This is a genomic window from Methylobacterium sp. C33D (assembly GCF_053345825.1).
Genome location: NZ_JBKFAV010000030.1, coordinates 50,888 through 69,823 on the forward strand (window position 1 = coordinate 50,888; position 18,936 = coordinate 69,823).

Consider the following 18,936-nt stretch of genomic DNA (forward strand, 5'->3'; position numbering starts at 1 on the left):
CAGCCAGAGCGCGCTTTGGCCCAAAATAGCAATCAATTGACATCACCAATAATAGTGACGGCAAACAGCCAACCCGATCAGAGCAGTCACCATACCCAAAAATGCGCCTCCTGGCATGAATAAAAAAACGACCATATAGCTAGCCGTTCCCTCCATTGGGCTGATTTTCATCAGATCAATATACAAATTTCCAACGATAAAACCCAATATTCCGCCCAATATCACTCCACATACGGCGGCGCCTAGATAGGCAAGAGCTGTCAACAAAGATTGATCGAGCGCCATTGAACCGATGCTCCGTCACGTCGTCATGGACGGCACAGTTTAATGTTATATCGGCTATGCAACAAGTACGCTCTCTGGTTGTGCTAGTGCCAATCTTCGGTCTGACTAGCCTTATCGGCACTGTTACAGACCGCCACATTGTGGATCGGCTCAGACGATCGCCCACACAGCCAGCACAAAGCCTACGCACACCGTCACGTTAAGCAGGATCTGGAGCCAGCGGGGCATGGCGGCATGCCTAGCACGTCACGGTTGTGTACGCTTCAAGGTCCCTTGGAACTCACACGAGGCGCCGTGCCACATCATGCAGCCCTGCTCCTCCAATACGACCGACCGGAAACCCGAGGTGTAGCGAGCGGTGATCCGGCAGGTTTGACCACCTTCAGTTTTGCTGAAGACGATCGTGTCGGGTCCAGTCGGCCGCCCCTTCATGGTCACCCCACCGCCGCAGCCCTTGATTCCCGTTGAGAACTCGGCCGTGAAGCCGGCTGCGCCGGCTACCTTTACCTCGACGCCCTGCTCGTAGCCGTCTTCTTTGTGCTCGAAGGTGCCCGTTGCCTTGGCTCCTGGGCCTGTAGCATGTGCAACCGCGGAGACGAGCAAGAGCGGGAGAATCGCGAGCCGGCGGAGCATCATCGCACCTTGTCAGATCGAGGGGGGCGATAGCCCTGAGCAGCCCGCACGATGATCGCCACGAAGCTGATGACCAGCAGCAGGATCAACGCCTCGTAGGCCCACTGCCCAAGCCAGGATGCGACCTCGTCCGGCATGTGACGTACGAGCGTGCGCACGATCCCCGCGGCGAGCGCGATCAGCGTGACGAGGCCGAGGGCGAATTGGAGCCAGCGGGGCATCGGCAACTTGTACCACGATGCCGGACAAACCGCAGCTTGCCGGCGTCGATGTAGGCGCCCATCAATTGGGCTTGGGCGACGCCATGTTTAATGATATTCAGCCAAGTTGGATAACTCGATATTAATATTCACAGGCGATGGAGGCGATAATGTTATTTTTCCGCCTGCAGCTTATCGCGAGCGCTAATAAGTTACTGATAGCAAATCTACCCGAAATAACTCAACCCTACGGATCGTTCGTGGCAGGACAGTTTTTCACGTGGAATGGATACACATATCGTATTGAAAATGTCACACACGGTGCGATTGCGCAGCAGAATGGGCCCCTATTGATGGAAACGAGCCTTCTGCTTGCGTGATTACGCGGATTTGCCGTCGTGTCGGGCCTCCGTCACGTCTTGTAATCTTCTAGAAGCTTCACACCTCCAAGGCTGACCGGGCCGGGCCGCTTGAGCAAGCGCCCGGCCCACCCCTTGACCCGACGGGCGAAGTGCCCGAAACAGCCACGGTCGCGAGCGCTGTGCGCCCGACCCTGCAAGGCCCGCCATCGCGCGGGTCTTTTGCGTTTCAGGACCTCCCAGCATGCCGACTGCTGCAGACCGCGATGCGCTGATCGCCAGCGCGCAGCGCATCGGCGCGGATCCGCTCGACTACGCGACCGTGATGTCGTTCGAGAGCGGGTTCAGCCCTTCGATCCGGGGCGGCTCGGGTAACCGGCACATCGGCCTGATCCAGTTCGGGCCGACCGAGCAGCAGAAGTACGGCGCGAGCCAGGATCAGAGCTTCTCGGATCAGCTTCCCGCCGTCGAGCGCTACCTGACCGACCGCGGCTTCAAGCCCGGCATGGGAATGCTCGACCTCTACTCGACGGTGAACGCCGGATCGCCCGGGCTGTACGACCGGAGCGATACGGCGAACGGCGGCACGCCCGGCACGGTCGCCGACAAGGTCAACAGCCAGATGGCCGGGCACCGAGCGAAGGCAGCAGCCTTCCTCGGCGGCGCGTTCTCGCCCGGCTCGGCCTCGCCCCGCGGCGCCTTCGGCCTATCCGGGCCGGTCGCGGCCGGTACCGAGGGTTCGGTGACGCCAGCCGGCGGCGCCGCGATGCAGTCGCCCGAGGCGGACCGCACCCTCCAGGTCGCTTCGCTGCTCCGGACGCTCACCGCCGCCGACGCGCCGGCCGCCTCGCCGGTCGCGCAGGCCGCCGCGGCGCCCGCCCCGGCCCCGATCCAGGCGCAGCCGATCCGCCGGCAGGGACCGGCCTTCGACGCGCAGCGCTTTTTCGCCCTGCTGCCCGGCACCAAGACCCGCTAATCCGAGGACGAGCCTATGCCCGGCGCAGCCTTTTGGGACGAAGCGCCCTCGGGCAACGACGTCTCGGATCCTCCGATCATCTTCAACGAGGGCCAACCGGCCAAGACCATCAACGACGCCATGCGAGCGCTGATGGCTTCGGTGAAGCTCTGGATGCTCGACAACTCGGGCGTGAACCAAGCCTACGGCTCCGACGCCTACACCGTCATCACCCGGCAGACATTGTCGGCGAAGGTCACGGCGCAAGCGCACACGCTCAAGTTCCGAACAACGACGACCAACCTCAATCCGTGCACGCTGTCGGCCGACGGGAACGATCCGAAGCCGTGGCTGCGCTGGGATGGGACGCAGTTTGGGCCAGGCGACATCGGGAAGAACGTCGTCTGGTCGGTGGTCTATGACCCGGACGCGAAGGTCTACCGCACCCTGTCGCCGATGACCGAGCAGGCCGGCGCGATCAAGGCGTTCGGAGGCCCCAACGTGCCGTCCGGCTGGGAGATCTGCGACGGGCGCGCCGTCAGCCGCGCCGCCTACGCCACCCTGTTCGGCCAGATCAGCACCCTTTGGGGCGTCGGCGACGGCTTCGCGACCTTCAACCTGCCGGACCTGCGAGGGCGCAGCCTGTTCGGCGCGAACCGCGGGCTGAACCTGCTCACATCGGCCGGGGGCCTCGTCGGCTCGCTCGGAACGCTCGGCGGGGCCGAGACGGTGGCGATGCTGGTGACGCAGATGCCGCGGCACATGCACACCTCGACCATGTCGCCCGCCGGCTTCTTCCAGCCGGAGATCCAGAGCGCCGGCGCCCACAACCACGGCGGCACCAACATCGACGGCGCCCACGACCACACCGGCTCGACGAACCTGACCGGCAACCACGCCCACACCGGCACGAGCGACATCAGCGGCGACCACGCCCACGTCGTGCAGTACGGCTACGGCCTGGTCAGCACCGCGACGCCGAACAACGCCCAGGTCGTCACCGGCATCAACCTGGGCTCGCAGGGCAACGGCCAGACGACCCAGAGCGGGCCGCACTCGCACACCTTCACCACGGGCGCGACCGGCAACCACGCGCACAGCTTCGCGACCGATCCGGGCGGCACGCACAGCCACGGCATTCAGCTCGACGGCAACCACGTCCACACGATCGATCCGACGCCGAACCACACCCACACGCTGGTGATCGACACGGCCGGCTCGGGCGACCCGCACCCGAACGTGCCGCCGGGCGCGGTGGTGACCTGGGCCATCAAGACCTGAGGACCCGATGAGCGCTTTTGACTGGTCCACCAACGCGGGGCTCAACGCCGTCGCGGACAAGGCAATGCCTGTCCCGGACGGCGTGTCGGCGCGCGTCTACGCGGGCTTGGTGCGCGGCCTCATGGCGGGCGTGGCGCAGTTCATCGCCGACACGTCGGGTGCGCTGGTCTCGGTCGGGCTGGGCGACCTCTACGCGGTCAACACCTTCTCCGGACTCAAGCCCAAGCCCGGGACGATGATCGCCTTCTGGGCGCACCGCACGAACGAAGCCGAGCCATCCCTGATGGTCGACGGCTATGGGCCGGTGGCGTTCCTGGCCGCCGACGGCAACGAGCTCGCCCCCGGCGCGGTCGTCGAGGGGCAGCTCCAGATGGTGGTCTGGGACGAGGCCGTGTCGCCGGAGAAGCCGGCGTGGCGCAAGATCAACCCGGCCGCCACCGACCTGCAGGTGCTGAACGCCCAGACCGCGCTCGAGGCGCTGTCGAACTACCTGCCGAAGGAAGCACCCGACGGCGTGGGCAAGCTCTGGTTCACGAACGGAGCCTTCCAGGTCACTACGGCGCCGCAGTCATGAGCGTCTTCGACTGGTCGACGCGGCCCGACGCCAACGCGGTCTCGGATGCCGGCGTGCCGGCGCTCGACGGCGCCTCGGCCCGCGAACTGCCGGGGCTGATCCGCGATGTCATGGCCGCCTTCGCCGGCTACGTCGCGGATCAGGGCGGCGCGATCCGGGCTGGCGGCGTGTTCAACGCCTACGTGGCGCGGACCTCGTCCGGTGTACGGGCGATCCGCCCCGGCGTCGCCGTGCTCGTCCAGGTCGACCGGGACAACACCGATGCCCCCACGCTGAACGTCGATGGGACCGGCGCCCGGCCCTGGCTCGACCTCGATGGCACCCCGCCGCCCTACGGCGCGGTGCGCGCGGGCGCCTTCTACCTCGCCATCGCCTCGGGCCCGGGCTGGGTCAGCGACTTCGGCGGCTTCGCGCGGAGCGATGCTGAGGATGCGGCGATCACCGCGGCCCTGATCTTCGGCGGCATCTGACCATGAAGCAGATCGACCTCACCGGCGTGGTGCTGAACCCCGCCGCGGGCACGCTCGACTTCTCGTGCGTGAACATCGACCCGCGCACCGTGCTGGCGGTCCTGCACGAGCCGACGAACCAGTTCATCTACGCGGTCGGGCGCCGCGGGCTCGGCCGGAAGTCGATCAACGGGCAGGTCCTGACGCTCGCCTTCAACACCAAGTTCCTGTCGGCTGGCCCGATCACCGGCTTCCGCGACGACGGCGCCGATGTCGCGACCGACGCCCGCCTGGAGGCCTGCCGGGCGCTGCTCGCCACCGGGAACGCGACGCTCTCGAACGTGGCGACCGGCATCGGCACGCCGTCCGATACCGCGCCGGGCTCGGATGCCGGGGCCGGCTCGCTGATCGCCAAGGTGACGCGGCTGCTGCTCACGCAGAGCGGCATCGCCACGGTGCTCGCGGCGATCCGGGACCGGTTGCCGGCCACGCTCGTCGGCGGGCGCCTGTCGGTCGACGGCTCCGGGGTGACGCAGCCGATCTCGGCCGCGGCGCTGCCCCTGCCGGCCGGCGCCGCCACCGCGGCGAAGCAGGATGCCGCTGCCACCACCCTCGCCAGCATCCTCGCCGCCTTCGCCCCGCTCGCCGCAGATGCGAGCGTACAGGCCGGGACCGCCAAGGCGGAGGCGATCCGCGCGCTGCTCGCCGGCACGCTGAAGGTCGCCACCCCCACGCCCGCCAGCATCGTTACCGGGCAGGTGAAGATCGCCGCCACCGGGACGGCCGTCGCGCTGCCGAACGTGGCGCTGGTCAACGGCATCGTGGTGAAGGCCAAGACCTCGAACGCGGCGCAGACCGCGGCCGCACCCGGTGTGGTCGGCCCGGCCGGTGTGACGACGGTGATCGACGGCACCGGTTCGGGCTATCCGCTCGCCCCGGGTGAGGCGGCCTCCTTCGCGTGCTCGAACGCGAACCTCGTCTCCGTCAACGGCACGGCCGGCGACGTCTTCTTCTACGAGGGGAACTGACCATGGCCGCGCCCGCGATCCCGCCGCCGACCCCGCTCCAGTTCGCCACCACCGCCCAGGCGCAGGCCGCGCTCGACGCCGGCACCGTGATCAGCCCCGCCTTGGCGCTGGCCCTGCTCAAGGCCCAGCCCGCGGCCGTGCTGCGGGCAGCCTATGACCTCCTGCCCAAGACGCCGGACGGCCTCAACGTCGGGGATCCCTGGATCTCCGGCAACACCCTTCAGTTCGTCGCGTCGTGAGGATCGACATGCCCTCCCGTTTTCTGGCTCGCATCCTCACGGCGTTCGCTGCGCTCCTGATCGCTGCCCCCGCGGTCGCGTACGACGCCTCCAAGGCGCCGCGCTACGCCTCGCCGGACATGTACCGGCCGAACGTCGACACCGTCATCGTCCAGGGCGGAGCATCGACGGGCGGTGTGTCGGGGTCTCTGACCGACATCCTCAAGGACACGCTGAACATCAGCTTCGACAGCGTGGCCGCCTTCCGATCGGCGACCGTGCCGTCGTTCATCAAGATCGTCCACGTCAAAGGGTACTACGGGTTCGGCACCCTCGGCGGCGGGACGTTCTTCCGCGACACGTCGGACACGTCCAGCGCCGACGACGGCGGGGCGGTCATCGTCAGCGGGGGCAACGTCCGCTGGAAGCGGATCTTCTCCACCGGGCCGATCCCGCTGGAGGCGTTCGGCCTCGCGCCGACGAACGGCGACAACTGCCCCAATCTGCGGTCTGCCATCGCCTACGCCAAGGGTAGCCTGCTCACGGCGACCGCGGGGATTTTCCAGTTCTCGTGCGGCTATGACGGCACCGTCCCGGCCAACATCCTCGGCTCGGGCAACGGCGCTGGGCCTGGTCCGGCCGAGCAGTACACGACCCAGGCGACGATCTTCTCGCTGAACTACGCCAACCCGACGCTGTTCAAGGTCACTTCGACCCGACCGAGCATCTTCCGCAACTTCCAGATCGACGTGGCTCCGTCGTTCCGTGCCTCGACCGGTGGCGCCGGCATCGACCTGCGCGCGCCCCGTATCACCGGCACCGAGACGCAGGCCAACTCAATCATCCAGGGCGTGGCCTTCAACAACCTGTATCGCGGCATCTACCTGTTCTCGCCCGCCTGGGACAAGATCACGGACAATTACTTCGGCGGCTGGGTCGATGCCGCGATCATGTCGGAGACCGACGCGGGCGTTGAAGGTAGCGCCGGACACATCGAGCGGAATTTCATCTTCGGCAAGACCGACTCGTCCCAGCGGGCCGGGGTGTACCTCCGCAACGGCTACGCGATCGTCGCCCATAACGAGATCCTCGGCGCCCAGTACGGCGTGCTCGTCGACATCGCCAATTTCCCGGCTGGGTTCATCCAGATCCACGACAACACGATCGAGGAGAACTATTACAGCGGCGTCTCTCTGAAGAAGACCGGCGCGAGTGCGACCGTCGCCTCGTCCATGGTCTCGGTGCACCACAATGAGTTCTCATCCATCATCACCGGATCGACCTACACCGGTGCCGTCTTCATCGACGAGAACGGTGGCGTACCGTGGCTCGACGACGTCCGGGTGAACTACAACACGACCCGGAACCAGCTCCCGGCCGGCGGCCGCCACTTCTTCATCAACGGCGGCCGGACGATGCAGTTTATCGGCAACATCAGCGAGGAGCTGAGCTCGAACGCCGTGATCGGCCTGCAGATGACGGGCATCTCGAGCAACGGTGCCCTGGTCGGGCCGATCCTGATCGCCGACAACATCTCGCGCGGGATCACCACGCGGTATCTTCTGCCGAGTTCGGGCGTGGCGACGGTTCGCGACCAGATCCCGGAGACCGTCGCCAACATCAACGCCTGGGGCAGCGCGAAGGACGGTTCGACCGCCTACGCGTCGGACGGCAAATCGTCCAACGCCGCCGGGCAGAACTACACGATGGTCGGCGGCGGAACCGGTGCTCCCGTCACCAAGATCCGCGGCTCATGGCTCACGAACCTGCCGCTGAACTGACCTGCGGCGCATACCCGTCGCGGTAACGCGCTTCGCGGGGCAGCCCGGTCGCCGTCGCCTGCTCGGTCTGGGCGACCGGGCCGCCCCGTAACCTACCCCTCCTTGGAACTTCTGATGCCCCTGCGCCCAGCAGCGCGGGCCGCCCTCGCGTGCCTTGCGCTCGCGGGATCGGTCCCGTGCGCCCATGCCGAAGTCGCCTCTTGGTACGGCTCCGGCCATCGCACCGCGAACGGTGAGCGGTTCGCGCCCGACGGTCTGACTGCGGCGCACCGCACCCTCCCCTTCGGCACCCGGGTGCGGGTGACCTACGGCGCCCGCTCGGTGGTCGTGCGGATCAACGACCGCGGCCCGTTCATCGCCGGCCGAGCGATCGACCTCTCGCGCGGCGCGGCCCGGGCCATCGGCCTGTCGGGCGTCGGCCGCGTCCACCTCGCTATCCTCGGCTGACCCGGAGACCACCATGGACGTCTCGCCCATCGGACGCGCCGCCCTCGAGGGGCGCGAAGGCACCCGGCTGACCGCCTACAAGGACAGCGTCGGCGTCTGGACGATCGGCACCGGCATCACGACCGCCTCCGGGCTGATCAAGGTCGTGCCGGGCCTGACGATCACGCCGCTCCAGTCCGATGCGCTCTTCGCCGCCGCGCTCGAGAAGTACGCCGCGCCCGTCCGCGCCGCCCTGGCCAAGCCCGTCCCGCAGCCGTTCTTCGATGCCTGCGTGAGCCTCGCCTACAACATCGGCCCGGTCGGCTTCGCGCACTCGACCGTGGTCCGCCGCGCCAACGCCGGCGACCTCGCCGGTGCCGTCGAGGCGTTCCTGATGTGGAACAAGCCGGCCGCGATCATCCTGCGCCGACAGGGGGAGCGGGACCAGGCCGCCCTCGCCTCCTACGCCGGCGCCGAGGTCTACGCGCGCCGCGGCGACCGCACGCCCGTGAAGGCGATGGTCGGCACGCTGCCGGCGCCCGCGACCGCGCCCGATCCGCTCGCGCCGATGACGGGCTCGAAGCCCGCGGCCGCCCGGCCCAGCCTCTTCACCCGCCTCGTCGATCTCTTCCTCGGACGAAAGACCTCCTGATGCCCCGCTCTCGCTTCCACCGCGCCCGCATGCTGTGGCGACGCCTCAGCGGCTGGCGCACCTTCATCTTCTTCACGCCCGCGTTCCTGCTGGCGCTGCTCGACGCCCTGCACGCCGTCGACTTCCGGCAGCTGCTCACCGACATGGGCGCGCCGGAGGGGACCGCGAAGGCGATCGTCGCAGGGTGCTTCCTGATGGGCCTCGTGATGCGGGCCTACACGACCACGCCGCCCATGCGCGCGCCGGATCGGGACGCGCCCGGAGGGCCGCGCTGATGCCGCCCTTCATCGGCACTATCCTCGGCTGGTTCGGGTCCGGCCTGTTCAAGGTGTTCGGCGCCAGCATGCTGCAGCCGATCCTCAAGACGATCGAGAACGGCCAGAACGCCAATCGCGACGTGGCGGTCTCGACGCTCCAGGCCGAGATCGCGGCGAACCAAGCGCGCGTCGCCATCGCCCCGGCCTTCAAGGGTCTGATCTACTGCATCGGCCTGCCGGCGGCGGCGCACTTCGGCGCGATCTGCGCCGATAGCATGCCATGGTGGCTGCCGTTCTATGGCGCGCACCGGGTCGGATCCTGGGGCGTGGCCGCGCTGCCCGGCGACTATGCGACGATCGAGGCGACCATCCTGACCGCCTTCTTCGTGTCCTCGCCGCTCACCACGCTGGCCCGGGCCGGCGCCGCCCGCCTGCTGAAGGCCTGACCCCTCCCCCGCCCCGGAGAGGGGCAGAGCCGCGAAAGACCGCCGCCATGGATACGTCCTTCCTGTCGCCCGGGCCGATCACCTGGGCGCAGCTCATCGCGCTCGCGCTGTTCCTGTTCTCGGTCGGCAAGGGTGTCGACTGGATCGCCGGGAAGCTGCGAACGGGCACGAAGGAGGCGGTCTCGCCGCTCACGATCGACATGGCGGCGGCCAAGATCGAGATCCGGTCGCTCGAGGAGAAGCTGAACGCCTTCAAGATCGAGGTGGCGCGGACCTACGTGACCGGCGACGTCATCACCCGCCTGGAGCGACGCATCGATGACATGGTGGTCTCGGTGCGGGACGAGATGAAGGAAACACGCGAGGCGATGCTGAAGGCCTTCATGAGGCGGCCGCCCGACTGACCGCCGCGTCACATCCTACTTCACACCGCCCTGGACGCCCTGGCTTCGGCCGGGGCGCCTTTCGTCGTTTGCAGAGCCTGCTTGGCATTTAAGTGGAGCTTCGTGCCTACGACCCATTCTACAGTTGCAGATTAAGCTGCAGTTTCCAATTTTGATCGAACAATCCTTAACCGCTTTGAGAATGTCAGGCGGTGTCGGCGCGAATTTCAGATTTCAGCAGCATCGATGCAGTCATATCGGGACGCAATTTACATTCATGTGTCTTGGAGCACTGCGGCACCCCCCGGGCGACGGTACGTGGAGCCAATAGTAACGCTGGATAGGGCTTGAGAAAATGCGCTCAAATTTGAAAACCGCAATTTGCTTCGGGTTGGCAATGAGTGGTGTCCTGATCGCAAGCGAGAGCGGGGCCGCTTCGTCGCAACCGGCTCCTCCGAACTCTATAGATTTCTCCAAGGATGAAGCTGCCTGCAAACGAGTTTTCTTCGACGGGCGCGATCTCAGCACAAACTATGACTCGTGTTCGTTCGCAAAAGTCGCCACGGCAGACAATAGCCAGCTACCTGTGGCTGTTGACACGAGTCACGTCAGCCCTGATCGCGTCGACGGGGTCGGAAAAAACTACGAAACAGCACGGATGTGGTACGAAAAAGCCGCTGTAGCCGGCGACGTTACGGCCATGTACAATCTAGGTCTATTTTATTCGAGAGGAAATGGTGTCACGCAGAACTACGTTGAAGCAAGGTCATGGTACAAAAAAGCCGCAGACGGTGGCGACACCGATGCGATGAACAATCTTGGAAACTTGTATCAGGATGGGCTGGGCGGCAAGCAAGACTATAGCGCGGCCAAAGCATTGTTTGAAAAGGCGGCAAACAATGGAAATGCATTTGCGATGGCAAATCTAGCCGTTATGTATAACGCCGGTCGCGGAACTAAGATAAATTATCAAATCTCGCTAAAATGGTTCGAAAAATCTGCGGCGCTTAACAACGATTTTGCGCAGAACAGCCTTGGCATTATCTATCGTGAGAGTATCGGTGTTAAGCAAAATTTGAAGTTGTCGCGTTCTTGGTTTGAGAAAGCTGCTGCGCTCGGCAATTTCGATGCGATGAACAGCTTAGGTGTTATGTTGGCCAACGGGCAGGGTGGCTCTCAGGACCTACAGGCTGCAATTAAGTTTTACGAAAAATCTGCGGCGGGCGGCAATACTCTAGCAATGAACAACCTTGGTTCCATGTACGTAGATGGCAATGGCGTCAAGCAGGACCTAGCTAGTGCCAAAAACTGGTTCGAAAAATCCGCTGCAGCCGGCGATGCCACGGCGATGCGGCGGCTGGCGGAGATGTATTCTCCCGACGACGGCAGGACCAAGAACAACTGATGGTCTCTAGGGAATCCGATTAAAAATGTGTTGCTGCCTATTTGTCTATATATGAAACGATACCAAACCGCCCGGCTCCGGCCGCGGCGGTTTTTCTCGTGCGCTGGCCCGCCGCTCGCAACGCGCGCACTCCTCCCGATTTCAGCCCCGCCGGCACCGCCGCGCGGGGCTTTTTGTTTTGCGTCCGTCGCCATCTTGCGCTGCATCCGCGTCAACGCGCTAACGTGGCCAAGCAGGCCATCGTAGAACCAACAGTTATCCAGCGCTCGCTGATGTTTTAATTTAGATACGCCTTGACTAGGCACCGATGTTGCTACGTTGGTTCTGCACGTTTACGCGGGAGGCTTCATTGGACGACGTGACATCAACCCCTGGCTTGGACCAGGCCAGTCTCATCGAGCTTACGACCGACATCGTCGCTGCATACGTTTCGAACAATTCTGTGCCCACGTCCGAGATGCCGGCGTTCCTGGCCGCGATCCACCGCGCGATCAGCGGCCTGGGGAGTGCAGCGGCTCCGGCCGAGCCGAAGGTCGACCGCGCTACCCCAAGCCAGATCCGGAAATCGATTACCTCGGACGCGCTGATCAGCTTCGAGGACGGTAAGCCGTACAAGACCCTGAAGCGGCACCTCGCCAAAGTGGGGCTGACCCCGGAGCAGTACCGCGAGAAATGGGGCCTGCCGCACGATTACCCGATGACGGCCGCCAGCTACTCCGAGATGCGCTCGGCGCTGGCGAAGAACAACGGTCTCGGCAACCTCCGTCGCAAGGCAGCCCCGAAGGCTGCCTCCGCCGACGAGACGGTTGCGGAGGTGCCAAAGGCCCGGGGCCGGAAGAAGGCGGCCGAGCCGGTGGCCGCACCGGCTGAGAAGCCTGCTCGCGGCCGCACGACGAAGAAGGCTGCTGTCGCCGCGGAGTGAGGCTGCCTGGCGGGGGAGCGGTAGGGAACCGTCGACCCGCCTGCGCGGTCTACCTCGCATCTCTGAGCAATCACTTCGAACCGCCCAGCTCCGGTCGCGGCGGTATTTTCGCGCCCGCTGGTGCGCCGCTTGCGATGGCTCGCCATTCCTCCCGGGGATCCACTTAGCCCTGCCGGCACCGCCGCGCAGGGCTTTCCTTTGGCCCGGGCTGCGATACCTTCAAACCCAGGCGCGGCTCACTCCCCCCCGGGGCGCCCTGCTTGCGAAGCCCGCCCGGTCCGCCGGTGCGGGCTTTTTCGTGTGTCTGGGTCCGCGCATCACATCTTCGCGCACATGCCTAGCAGAGACATGCCGGTAACCATTCGGGCGCACTGCTGCACTGCAACAGCGAGCGCCATGATGCCCAGTCGGCAATCCAGTTTGCCCCGTCCCATGACGGCGGCACCTTCTAGCCTCGAGACAACGATCCTTGAGGGACGAGCCGTAGGGTTCGGGGGGTGGGACGCGCGCGCAGCTATGGCTCGTGCGACCGAGGCAGCTGCCTGCCGACGCGATGCGCCTGCGATGCGCTTGGCCGCGTAGCCCTGTCGGTCAGCATCTCTGGCTGATCTGAGCCCGCCCGGTCCGCCGGCGCGGACTTTTTCGTGCAATAGCGATGAACTTTGCCGGGTGTTAAGGCGCAGGATCCTCGATGGCGTAATCTTGGTGCTCCTCCCGAGCCCCAACTTAGCCCGCCCGGTCCGCCGACGCGGGCTATTTTGTTCCTCGTGGGCGATCAGTTCACCGCCTTGGGTCGATCGCCCACGAAGGAGCCGATCCCCGTCACCTCGATCGTCGCAAGGAAGGCCGCATGGGCATCCGCATCCGTCGCGAACGTGTCGTGCCAGCGAGTGCAGCCGGAGAAGTGAATCACCTCCATCCGCCAGCGATCCTGCGTTCCTGCGAAGCGGAAAATCTCGACTTCAACCTCATGCCCGTCGCGCGTGAAGAGGCCCGATAGGGGTGAGCTCTCGAAGTCGTAGTCCTCGTCGTCCACTCTGACAGCCCCTTACCGCCGGGCAGCACGCCGCTGCCCGTTCTCAATTCGGGACGCACGCGTAGAGGATGCTCAAACGATCCGGCAAGTGAAGCTCGCCATCCACGCACGCAAGCCGCGCTGAAATTCGGCTCCCGCAGGAGAGGCGATCGACCCCCATGCCGCCGCAGAGCGACCCGCATTCTCCTGCCGTTCGGGGTGAAAAGGCTGGACGGCTTGCGGCGACCGAGATGATCAAGACGCTGAGCCCACAGACCGGGAGCGTTCAGGGCCTCGTGCGCCGGCTTGAGGAGGTCGGGATTATCGTGGCCCAGGAGCACCTGAGAGCCGGCATGCTTCCTGCTGAAGTCCGGGCATGGCACATCGGTTTCCAAGCGGGGATGAGCCTTCAACTCGGGGATTACATGCGCCGCTTTTGACCGGACAACTGATCCCCCGCCCCGTGAGCAGATTGGGGCGGGGCTGTGCGACCGGTTAGCGGACCGGCAACCATTCGGCCGTACCCCGCCTGCATGTCCGACCACCCAACCGCCATCGCTTCCTGGCGCGACCAGATCGAGCGCCTGTCCGAGCGCGCCTCGCCGTGCCGGTATCTGGCACCGGCCAAATGGGCGGCGATGCGCGCGAACGCGCTGACCTTCCTCGACGAGCACGGCGCCGAAGCACACCGGCTAGGCTGGACCGCGCCGCAGCTCTTCGGCGTCCATCCAGAGCACGGCTTCCTGCGCGTAGAGTATGCCGGCGCGCTGATGGTCAACGACAGCCCAGTGGCCGGCGTCGAGGCTGACCGGATCGTGTTCGACCGCTTTTCCGGCTACCGGACGAAACCTGGGCAGACCTGGGGGCCGCCGGTCTGGGAGTTCGCGGCCAAGGGGCGTTAAGCCTCGTCGTCGTTCGCGGCAGACGTAGCCTGCTCGCGACGCTGGATCTCCGCAGCCAGGGCGTAGAGCAGCATGCGTGAAGCCGACTGCATCTCCGCGGAGCCGTAGCGGGCAATCTCCTCATGATTGGAGATGCAGGCTTCTGCCATCGCCTCGAACTCCTCTTGTGCCGCCACTGCATGCCTCCGGCCCACGAGTGTAATCTGCCTTTCGGGCCTGCAATTTCTAAGCGGTATTCGTGTGGCGTTTTATCGCACAATGCTATAATGTTACAACATTGGCGCGAGGTCTATCTTGGCCGTCGCGTCGATCGGCGCTCTCCCATCGTAGCCTTCGACGACGACGCCCATGAGTGATGCTGCTCCAGTGTCTCCGGCCAGTGCTCGCAACAAGGAGCTCCTCAGTCGGATCGCATCCGCACTCAGCGTGCCGCCGGAGTCATTGCTGAAAAGGACCGCTCACGAGGCGGAAGCTTGTGAGGCCTGGGAGCTGCTGCAGCTTTGGCATGGGATTGAAGCCGCTGCCGATCGCCGGAGGCTGCTTGCGCTCGCGCGCTTGCTCTCGTCGAACGAGACCACCGTCTGATCGGTGAGGATGTTGGCAAGACGCTGACCGCGCCGACATCGGGCAGCCCGATTTGATCGGACCAACACTTCCGCCTAAGCCGATGCTGCAGCAGCCGAAATCTGCGGCCATTCACATTCGTCCACCGGTTGAGAAGATCGTCTGTGCAAGCACCTTGAAGCGAGCGGCCTCCTCAGGCTTGTTCCGTGTTCGTTCGCGAGCGGAGGGCCACCAGAATGGGGCGCCTGGGGGATGCGGGGCCCGGTCGGGTGTACGTCGACTGCGCCACCTGCAAGCGCTCGGGCCGCTACACCGTCGCCAGCCTGATCGACCGCTACGGGGCCGACATCTCGAGGATCGACCTGCTGCGGCACCTGACGGCCTCGTGCCGCTACCAGCGCGCCCCCGGAGCGCCGCCCGCGCGGAAATACGAACGCCTCTGCCTCGCCGCGATCACGCTGCCGCCGGCCGCCAAGAATATACCGCCGGTGCCGCCGGGCGTGCCCTACACGATCGAGGTCTGGGACCGGATCGGCGGCAAGCTCGAGTTGCACCTCGCCACCATCTACCCGCTGACCGTAGCGATCGCCGCGTTCGAGGCTGCCTGTCTGGAGTGGCCCACGAAAGAAATCAGCCTTCGAGATCGGGCCCGAATCGTGCGGAAGCGGGAGCTGCCACCAAGGTCCACAAGCGCATCACCGTCGTGAGGCGTTCGAAGACGCCGTCGAGCGCAACGGCCGGGTACTCAACGGATGACCCGAAGCCGCACTACTTTCAAACGGCACAACCATTGGAGCGGATCTCGCTGTTCTGATCCTCAGAATGCCAAGTTGCCCGAGATGCGGCTGATAGGCCGTCCATTTGTATCAAATTATACATTAAAATGATCGATCAATCTGCCTACTTCTGATGGAATGCCTTCAAGAGATTGTCATTCGTAAGTAGTTATTGTGCTCGCAAGGCAACAATTGGATACAATCTGCGCAACTTCAGACTTTGCCATTAAAATTGTGATACTACGAAGTTGGTCTACTACTGGTGGGGGCACCATGAACCAACACAGCATTACCGGCGCCGGTTCGCCGGCCGACTATACACGTCTGACTGCCACAATCGTGAGCGCCTATGTCAAGCACAACAACGTGCCGACGTCGGACCTAGCTGCGCTGATCGCCAGTGCTGCCGATGCTCTCATCGGCCTCACGGCGCCTGAGACGCCGAGCCTCGAGACGGCTGGAAGAGTTTCGCAGGCGCAGATCCGAAACTCCATCACGCACGATGCGCTGATCAGCTTCGAGGATGGCAAGGGCTATAAAACCCTCAAACGGCACCTGACGACCTGCGGCCTGACCCCGGAAACGTACCGGGCAAAATGGGGCCTTCCTCGCGACTACCCGATGGTGGCCCCTGGCTACTCAGAAAGGCGTTCTGCGATCGCTAAAAGCTTGCAGACACGCCACGGCCATCGCTCGGTCGCTCGGGCAGCAGTCAGAGCATAGCGCCAGAAGCAGCCCATCTGTTCGGAGATCGTCTGGCCTATCTAAGGCAGCGTCGAAGCATCGCGAGATGCTGCTGCGGGGCGCCACCGGGTGACATTCCGGCGCAACTCGCTGACCGCGAGGCCGTCCGCCTCCAGGCGCACCAGCACGCGGGCGGCGTGCATGCCACGCTCCCGGCCAGGAATCCCGGCGCGCTGGGCGATCGCAGTGGCAGTGGCCGGCTCGGGCGTTAGCGCCGCCAGGACGCGCGGGCGCAGATCCTGGCGCGGCCGGGCACCTTGCGACGATGAACCATACCGGAAGATTTTCAATCGAAGGCGACCTTATTATTGATCCTGAGAGGTGGCCTCGTCCGCGCAGGCGCGGGATTGTGTCTTTGAGCACTTTCAAAAATCGTTCTGAAATGTAAGTCAGCGTTGTCGGACAAATTCTATCGTCCGATAACAATCTGTCTGGATCTTACGTGATGAAAAAGATGATATTTGCTTCGATCGCGACTATTATTGGCGTCTCATCTTTGGTTAGCCCTGCGCTTGCGTATTGGGTCTAGCTTTTTGTGATGATGATGGCCGATATGAAAAATGGAAATCGTACACGGCCTATGGCGGAAGTTGCCGTCATTGAGGCCCTGGTGCGTTCGCCAGGGCCTACGATCTGGGTCGATGGCGCGCCTACAACTGAAGGATGCTCTGCGAACCAGCCTGTCGCACCTTGTCTGCCCCGGCTAGGCGGCTCTTGGTCGTGGCTCGCGGCGAGGCGCCACAACTTGGAGGCTGAGGATAGATCGATTCCGAGGAAATCGGGTCGCCGATCGACGCCACTGCGACGTCGGCCGTCCTTAGCGCCGTAACCGCCTCTATGATCGAGGCGGCCGCGTCGGGCATGCCGCTACCCCAGCGCGATCAGCATCCAGGTGCGGGCCTTGGCCATCAGGTCGCCGTCCCCGGCTAGAGGCTCGGAGGCAATCACGCGGTCGATGATTTCGCGCGCGTCTGCGCCGCTCATCCCGATACCCTGAACGAAGCCGCTCAGCCGCTCGGAGAGACGTTCGATGGTCGCCGCGCGGTCGGCGCTCGGATCGGTCTCGCTCATCCCTTCACCGGATGAGCCAGCAGGATCGCGGTCCGGACCATGTTCCGCTTCCAGGCGGGCTTGTCGGTGGTCAGCGCTTCGGCCGCGCGGGTGTTCGTACGGAGCGTCTCGACGAGGTCGAGCGTCCAGCCTTTCGCGAGCGGGTAGGCCTCAGTCGCCAAATCCGCTAGTACCGCGTCGACCGCAGCGTCGATCTCCTGATCGCTGACCTCGGCGGACTTGCGCAGCTCGGAGACGGTCGCGGGTTCCTTAGCCATCCGATCCTGTGCCGTGGGCTGTGCCGACTCTTGTGCCGACCCCCGATTTTCTCGGGGGCCGGCTTGCTGGGCTCGCTCGGAGGGTAACGCGAACGAGCGGTGAACGGAATGTGCCGAGTTCTGTGCCTTGACGAAACGCCGTCAAACGTAGTCAAAGACGCTCCTGACGCACCGAAACCGCCAATTTCCTCAATGGTTTCAGAGCGCCTGCCGGTGTAGCACAGCGGTAGTGCAGCGGTTTTGTAAACCGAAGGTCGGGGGTTCGATCCCCTCCGCCGGCACCACGAACTTCGAGACCGGAGGGCTGCCCTCGCCTCGGCGGAGGCTCCGGAGTCCCGACCGGGGTCTCGGGGGACAGCGGCGCAGGCCGCTCGCCGACCTCCCCGGACTGGGGCGGCGGCGCCCCCGCGGCGTGGACATCATCCGGCAACGCCCGTCGGCTACGGCCGAGCTTGTCGGTGGCCTAAGCCCCCTCCGGCCGTCCACGCCCGCTCGGCACCAACTCCGACCGGAGCGGGCGGGCGTGGATCGCCGTCGGCGTCGCGGATTGCACGAATGCGCGAGCGACGGCCGATGTTACAAAATGATACACCGCGCCGGCCGGATCGGCGCCATGGTCGAGAGGTCGACGGTGATCGACCTCCACGCCCGCGACCTGGTGACCCCCTCAAGACTCTGGTGAGCGGGCGTGGAGCCCCCCGCGGCGGGCGCGACCGCCCTTAGCCCGGCGAACCCTCGGTCAGGGGTCGCGCGAAATCGCGCCCCCGTCCCCCGTTCGAGGGACGCGCACCGACACCCCGCAGCCTAGCCTCTCCGCTGGCGCAGAGACTGCGCCGCTTGGGAGGACATCCATGGCCACCGCCCGGCTTCCCGCGCTCCGGCGCAACGTCCTGCTGTTCAGTCTCGCGTTCGCCGCCGCCAGCCTGGCGTTCGGCGCCGTGATGCTGACCTCGCCGCCGATCAGCGAGGCGGCCGTCTCGACCCTGACGGACGACGGGATCATCCCGCCAGTCACCAACTGCGAGTTCCTGCCGAGCGGGGACGTCAACGGCTGCACCGTCTACCGCTGAGCGCGTGAGACCCGACCGCGGCCGCGGTCGGGCCCCGCCCTGTCCCGTCGGGCTGCCCCTCCGGAACCGCCGCCTGCGGCGCTCCGCCGGCGCGCCCGCGACCGGGCGGAGGCCCGGTCTTCGCACCGGCCCAGATGTCCCGACGGGCGGCCTCGCGAGGACGCACCGGCCCGATCCCGTCGGCACCGCCGCCGCGACACATCCGGCCCCGGCCTGTCTCGCGGGTCCCGGATCCGGTCGCGGACCGCTGCTTGACGCTGGGATGCCAGCGTGGCCTCCTGGC

General features: G+C 65.3%; 26 protein-coding genes and 1 tRNA gene. 20 read left to right on the top strand and 7 right to left on the bottom strand.

Annotated elements, in window-relative coordinates; all coding sequences use genetic code 11:
• Nucleotides 1–42 precede the first annotated feature (42 nt).
• From ACLBXO_RS22375 to ACLBXO_RS22385, 3 genes are all read right to left on the bottom strand, one after another.
• On the bottom strand, nucleotides 43–285 hold the full coding sequence (locus tag ACLBXO_RS22375) for a hypothetical protein (RefSeq protein ID WP_447686723.1): 243 nt from the start codon (nucleotides 283–285) through the stop codon (nucleotides 43–45).
• A 246-nt stretch (nucleotides 286–531) separates the two neighbouring features.
• On the bottom strand, nucleotides 532–921 hold the full coding sequence (locus ACLBXO_RS22380) for a hypothetical protein (RefSeq protein WP_447686724.1): 390 nt from the start codon (nucleotides 919–921) through the stop codon (nucleotides 532–534).
• Nucleotides 918–1,139, bottom strand: coding sequence for a hypothetical protein (locus ACLBXO_RS22385; protein ID WP_447686725.1), 222 nt, complete (start codon nucleotides 1,137–1,139; stop codon nucleotides 918–920). Before ACLBXO_RS22385 ends, ACLBXO_RS22380 begins: the two co-directional genes overlap by 4 nt.
• 582 nt (nucleotides 1,140–1,721) lie before the next feature.
• On the opposite strand from ACLBXO_RS22385, the gene ACLBXO_RS22390 reads away from it, so the two are divergent.
• The 14 genes from ACLBXO_RS22390 to ACLBXO_RS22455 all read left to right on the top strand — a co-directional run bounded on the left by ACLBXO_RS22390 (nucleotide 1,722) and on the right by ACLBXO_RS22455 (nucleotide 12,254).
• Nucleotides 1,722–2,453 carry a hypothetical protein gene (locus ACLBXO_RS22390; protein WP_447686726.1) on the top strand — a complete coding sequence of 244 codons (732 nt, stop codon included), beginning with the start codon at nucleotides 1,722–1,724 and terminating at the stop codon, nucleotides 2,451–2,453.
• 15 nt (nucleotides 2,454–2,468) lie between these two features.
• Nucleotides 2,469–3,713: a phage tail protein gene (locus tag ACLBXO_RS22395; protein ID WP_447686727.1), complete on the top strand. Its 1,245-nt coding sequence runs from the start codon at nucleotides 2,469–2,471 to the stop codon at nucleotides 3,711–3,713.
• A gap of 7 nt (nucleotides 3,714–3,720) precedes the next feature.
• Nucleotides 3,721–4,287 (top strand): hypothetical protein, encoded by a 567-nt coding sequence (locus ACLBXO_RS22400; protein ID WP_447686728.1) that lies wholly within the window; start codon nucleotides 3,721–3,723, stop codon nucleotides 4,285–4,287.
• On the top strand, nucleotides 4,284–4,757 hold the full coding sequence (locus tag ACLBXO_RS22405) for a hypothetical protein (RefSeq protein ID WP_447686729.1): 474 nt from the start codon (nucleotides 4,284–4,286) through the stop codon (nucleotides 4,755–4,757). Before ACLBXO_RS22400 ends, ACLBXO_RS22405 begins: the two co-directional genes overlap by 4 nt.
• 2 nt (nucleotides 4,758–4,759) lie before the next feature.
• A complete protein-coding gene (locus ACLBXO_RS22410; RefSeq protein WP_447686730.1) occupies nucleotides 4,760–5,764 on the top strand; it encodes a hypothetical protein in 1,005 nt (334 codons plus the stop codon).
• Between the two features lie 2 nt (nucleotides 5,765–5,766).
• Entirely contained in the window at nucleotides 5,767–6,003 is a 237-nt protein-coding gene (locus ACLBXO_RS22415) for a hypothetical protein (RefSeq protein ID WP_447686731.1), read from the top strand.
• Nucleotides 6,004–6,011: 8 nt separating this feature from the next.
• A complete protein-coding gene (locus tag ACLBXO_RS22420) occupies nucleotides 6,012–7,763 on the top strand; it encodes a hypothetical protein (RefSeq protein WP_447686732.1) in 1,752 nt (583 codons plus the stop codon).
• Between the two features lie 114 nt (nucleotides 7,764–7,877).
• Entirely contained in the window at nucleotides 7,878–8,210 is a 333-nt protein-coding gene (locus tag ACLBXO_RS22425; protein ID WP_447686733.1) for a septal ring lytic transglycosylase RlpA family protein, read from the top strand.
• 13 nt (nucleotides 8,211–8,223) lie between these two features.
• Nucleotides 8,224–8,841 (top strand): lysozyme, encoded by a 618-nt coding sequence (locus ACLBXO_RS22430; RefSeq protein WP_447686734.1) that lies wholly within the window; start codon nucleotides 8,224–8,226, stop codon nucleotides 8,839–8,841.
• Nucleotides 8,841–9,116 carry a hypothetical protein gene (locus ACLBXO_RS22435; protein ID WP_447686735.1) on the top strand — a complete coding sequence of 92 codons (276 nt, stop codon included), beginning with the start codon at nucleotides 8,841–8,843 and terminating at the stop codon, nucleotides 9,114–9,116. Before ACLBXO_RS22430 ends, ACLBXO_RS22435 begins: the two co-directional genes overlap by 1 nt.
• On the top strand, nucleotides 9,116–9,544 hold the full coding sequence (locus ACLBXO_RS22440) for a hypothetical protein (protein WP_447686736.1): 429 nt from the start codon (nucleotides 9,116–9,118) through the stop codon (nucleotides 9,542–9,544). Before ACLBXO_RS22435 ends, ACLBXO_RS22440 begins: the two co-directional genes overlap by 1 nt.
• Before the next feature lie 47 nt (nucleotides 9,545–9,591).
• On the top strand, nucleotides 9,592–9,948 hold the full coding sequence (locus ACLBXO_RS22445) for a hypothetical protein (protein ID WP_447686737.1): 357 nt from the start codon (nucleotides 9,592–9,594) through the stop codon (nucleotides 9,946–9,948).
• 376 nt (nucleotides 9,949–10,324) lie between these two features.
• Nucleotides 10,325–11,332 carry an SEL1-like repeat protein gene (locus tag ACLBXO_RS22450; protein WP_447686738.1) on the top strand — a complete coding sequence of 336 codons (1,008 nt, stop codon included), beginning with the start codon at nucleotides 10,325–10,327 and terminating at the stop codon, nucleotides 11,330–11,332.
• A gap of 349 nt (nucleotides 11,333–11,681) precedes the next feature.
• Nucleotides 11,682–12,254, top strand: a complete 573-nt coding sequence (locus ACLBXO_RS22455; protein ID WP_447686739.1) for a MucR family transcriptional regulator — start codon at nucleotides 11,682–11,684, stop codon at nucleotides 12,252–12,254.
• Between the two features lie 775 nt (nucleotides 12,255–13,029).
• On the opposite strand, the gene ACLBXO_RS22460 is transcribed toward ACLBXO_RS22455, so the two are convergent.
• Nucleotides 13,030–13,290: a hypothetical protein gene (locus ACLBXO_RS22460; RefSeq protein WP_447686740.1), complete on the bottom strand. Its 261-nt coding sequence runs from the start codon at nucleotides 13,288–13,290 to the stop codon at nucleotides 13,030–13,032.
• Nucleotides 13,291–13,520: 230 nt separating this feature from the next.
• Between ACLBXO_RS22460 and ACLBXO_RS22465 the strand changes: the two genes are divergently transcribed.
• Complete coding sequence (locus ACLBXO_RS22465; protein WP_447686741.1) at nucleotides 13,521–13,709, top strand: hypothetical protein; 189 nt, start codon at nucleotides 13,521–13,523, stop codon at nucleotides 13,707–13,709.
• 93 nt (nucleotides 13,710–13,802) lie between these two features.
• Nucleotides 13,803–14,171 (top strand): hypothetical protein, encoded by a 369-nt coding sequence (locus ACLBXO_RS22470; protein WP_447686742.1) that lies wholly within the window; start codon nucleotides 13,803–13,805, stop codon nucleotides 14,169–14,171.
• On the opposite strand, the gene ACLBXO_RS22475 is transcribed toward ACLBXO_RS22470, so the two are convergent.
• Entirely contained in the window at nucleotides 14,168–14,347 is a 180-nt protein-coding gene (locus ACLBXO_RS22475) for a hypothetical protein (RefSeq protein ID WP_447686743.1), read from the bottom strand. The two genes, ACLBXO_RS22470 and ACLBXO_RS22475, sit on opposite strands and share 4 nt — an antisense overlap.
• A gap of 624 nt (nucleotides 14,348–14,971) precedes the next feature.
• Here ACLBXO_RS22475 and ACLBXO_RS22480 point away from each other — a divergent pair.
• Entirely contained in the window at nucleotides 14,972–15,442 is a 471-nt protein-coding gene (locus tag ACLBXO_RS22480) for a hypothetical protein (protein ID WP_447686744.1), read from the top strand.
• Nucleotides 15,443–15,784: 342 nt separating this feature from the next.
• The gene (locus tag ACLBXO_RS22485; protein ID WP_447686745.1) at nucleotides 15,785–16,234 is read left to right on the top strand and encodes a MucR family transcriptional regulator; all 450 of its coding nucleotides are present in this window, start codon (nucleotides 15,785–15,787) and stop codon (nucleotides 16,232–16,234) included.
• 888 nt (nucleotides 16,235–17,122) lie between these two features.
• On the opposite strand, the gene ACLBXO_RS22490 is transcribed toward ACLBXO_RS22485, so the two are convergent.
• A complete protein-coding gene (locus ACLBXO_RS22490) occupies nucleotides 17,123–17,326 on the bottom strand; it encodes a hypothetical protein (RefSeq protein ID WP_447686746.1) in 204 nt (67 codons plus the stop codon).
• A complete protein-coding gene (locus ACLBXO_RS22495; RefSeq protein WP_447686747.1) occupies nucleotides 17,323–17,583 on the bottom strand; it encodes a hypothetical protein in 261 nt (86 codons plus the stop codon). The genes ACLBXO_RS22490 and ACLBXO_RS22495 overlap by 4 nt, the downstream gene beginning before the upstream one ends.
• Nucleotides 17,584–17,792: 209 nt before the next feature.
• On the opposite strand from ACLBXO_RS22495, the gene ACLBXO_RS22500 reads away from it, so the two are divergent.
• Both ACLBXO_RS22500 and ACLBXO_RS22505 read left to right on the top strand, forming a co-directional pair.
• Nucleotides 17,793–17,867, top strand: a tRNA-Thr gene (locus ACLBXO_RS22500).
• A 567-nt stretch (nucleotides 17,868–18,434) separates the two neighbouring features.
• Nucleotides 18,435–18,653 carry a hypothetical protein gene (locus tag ACLBXO_RS22505; protein WP_331313656.1) on the top strand — a complete coding sequence of 73 codons (219 nt, stop codon included), beginning with the start codon at nucleotides 18,435–18,437 and terminating at the stop codon, nucleotides 18,651–18,653.
• The last annotated feature ends 283 nt before the right edge of the window (nucleotides 18,654–18,936 follow it).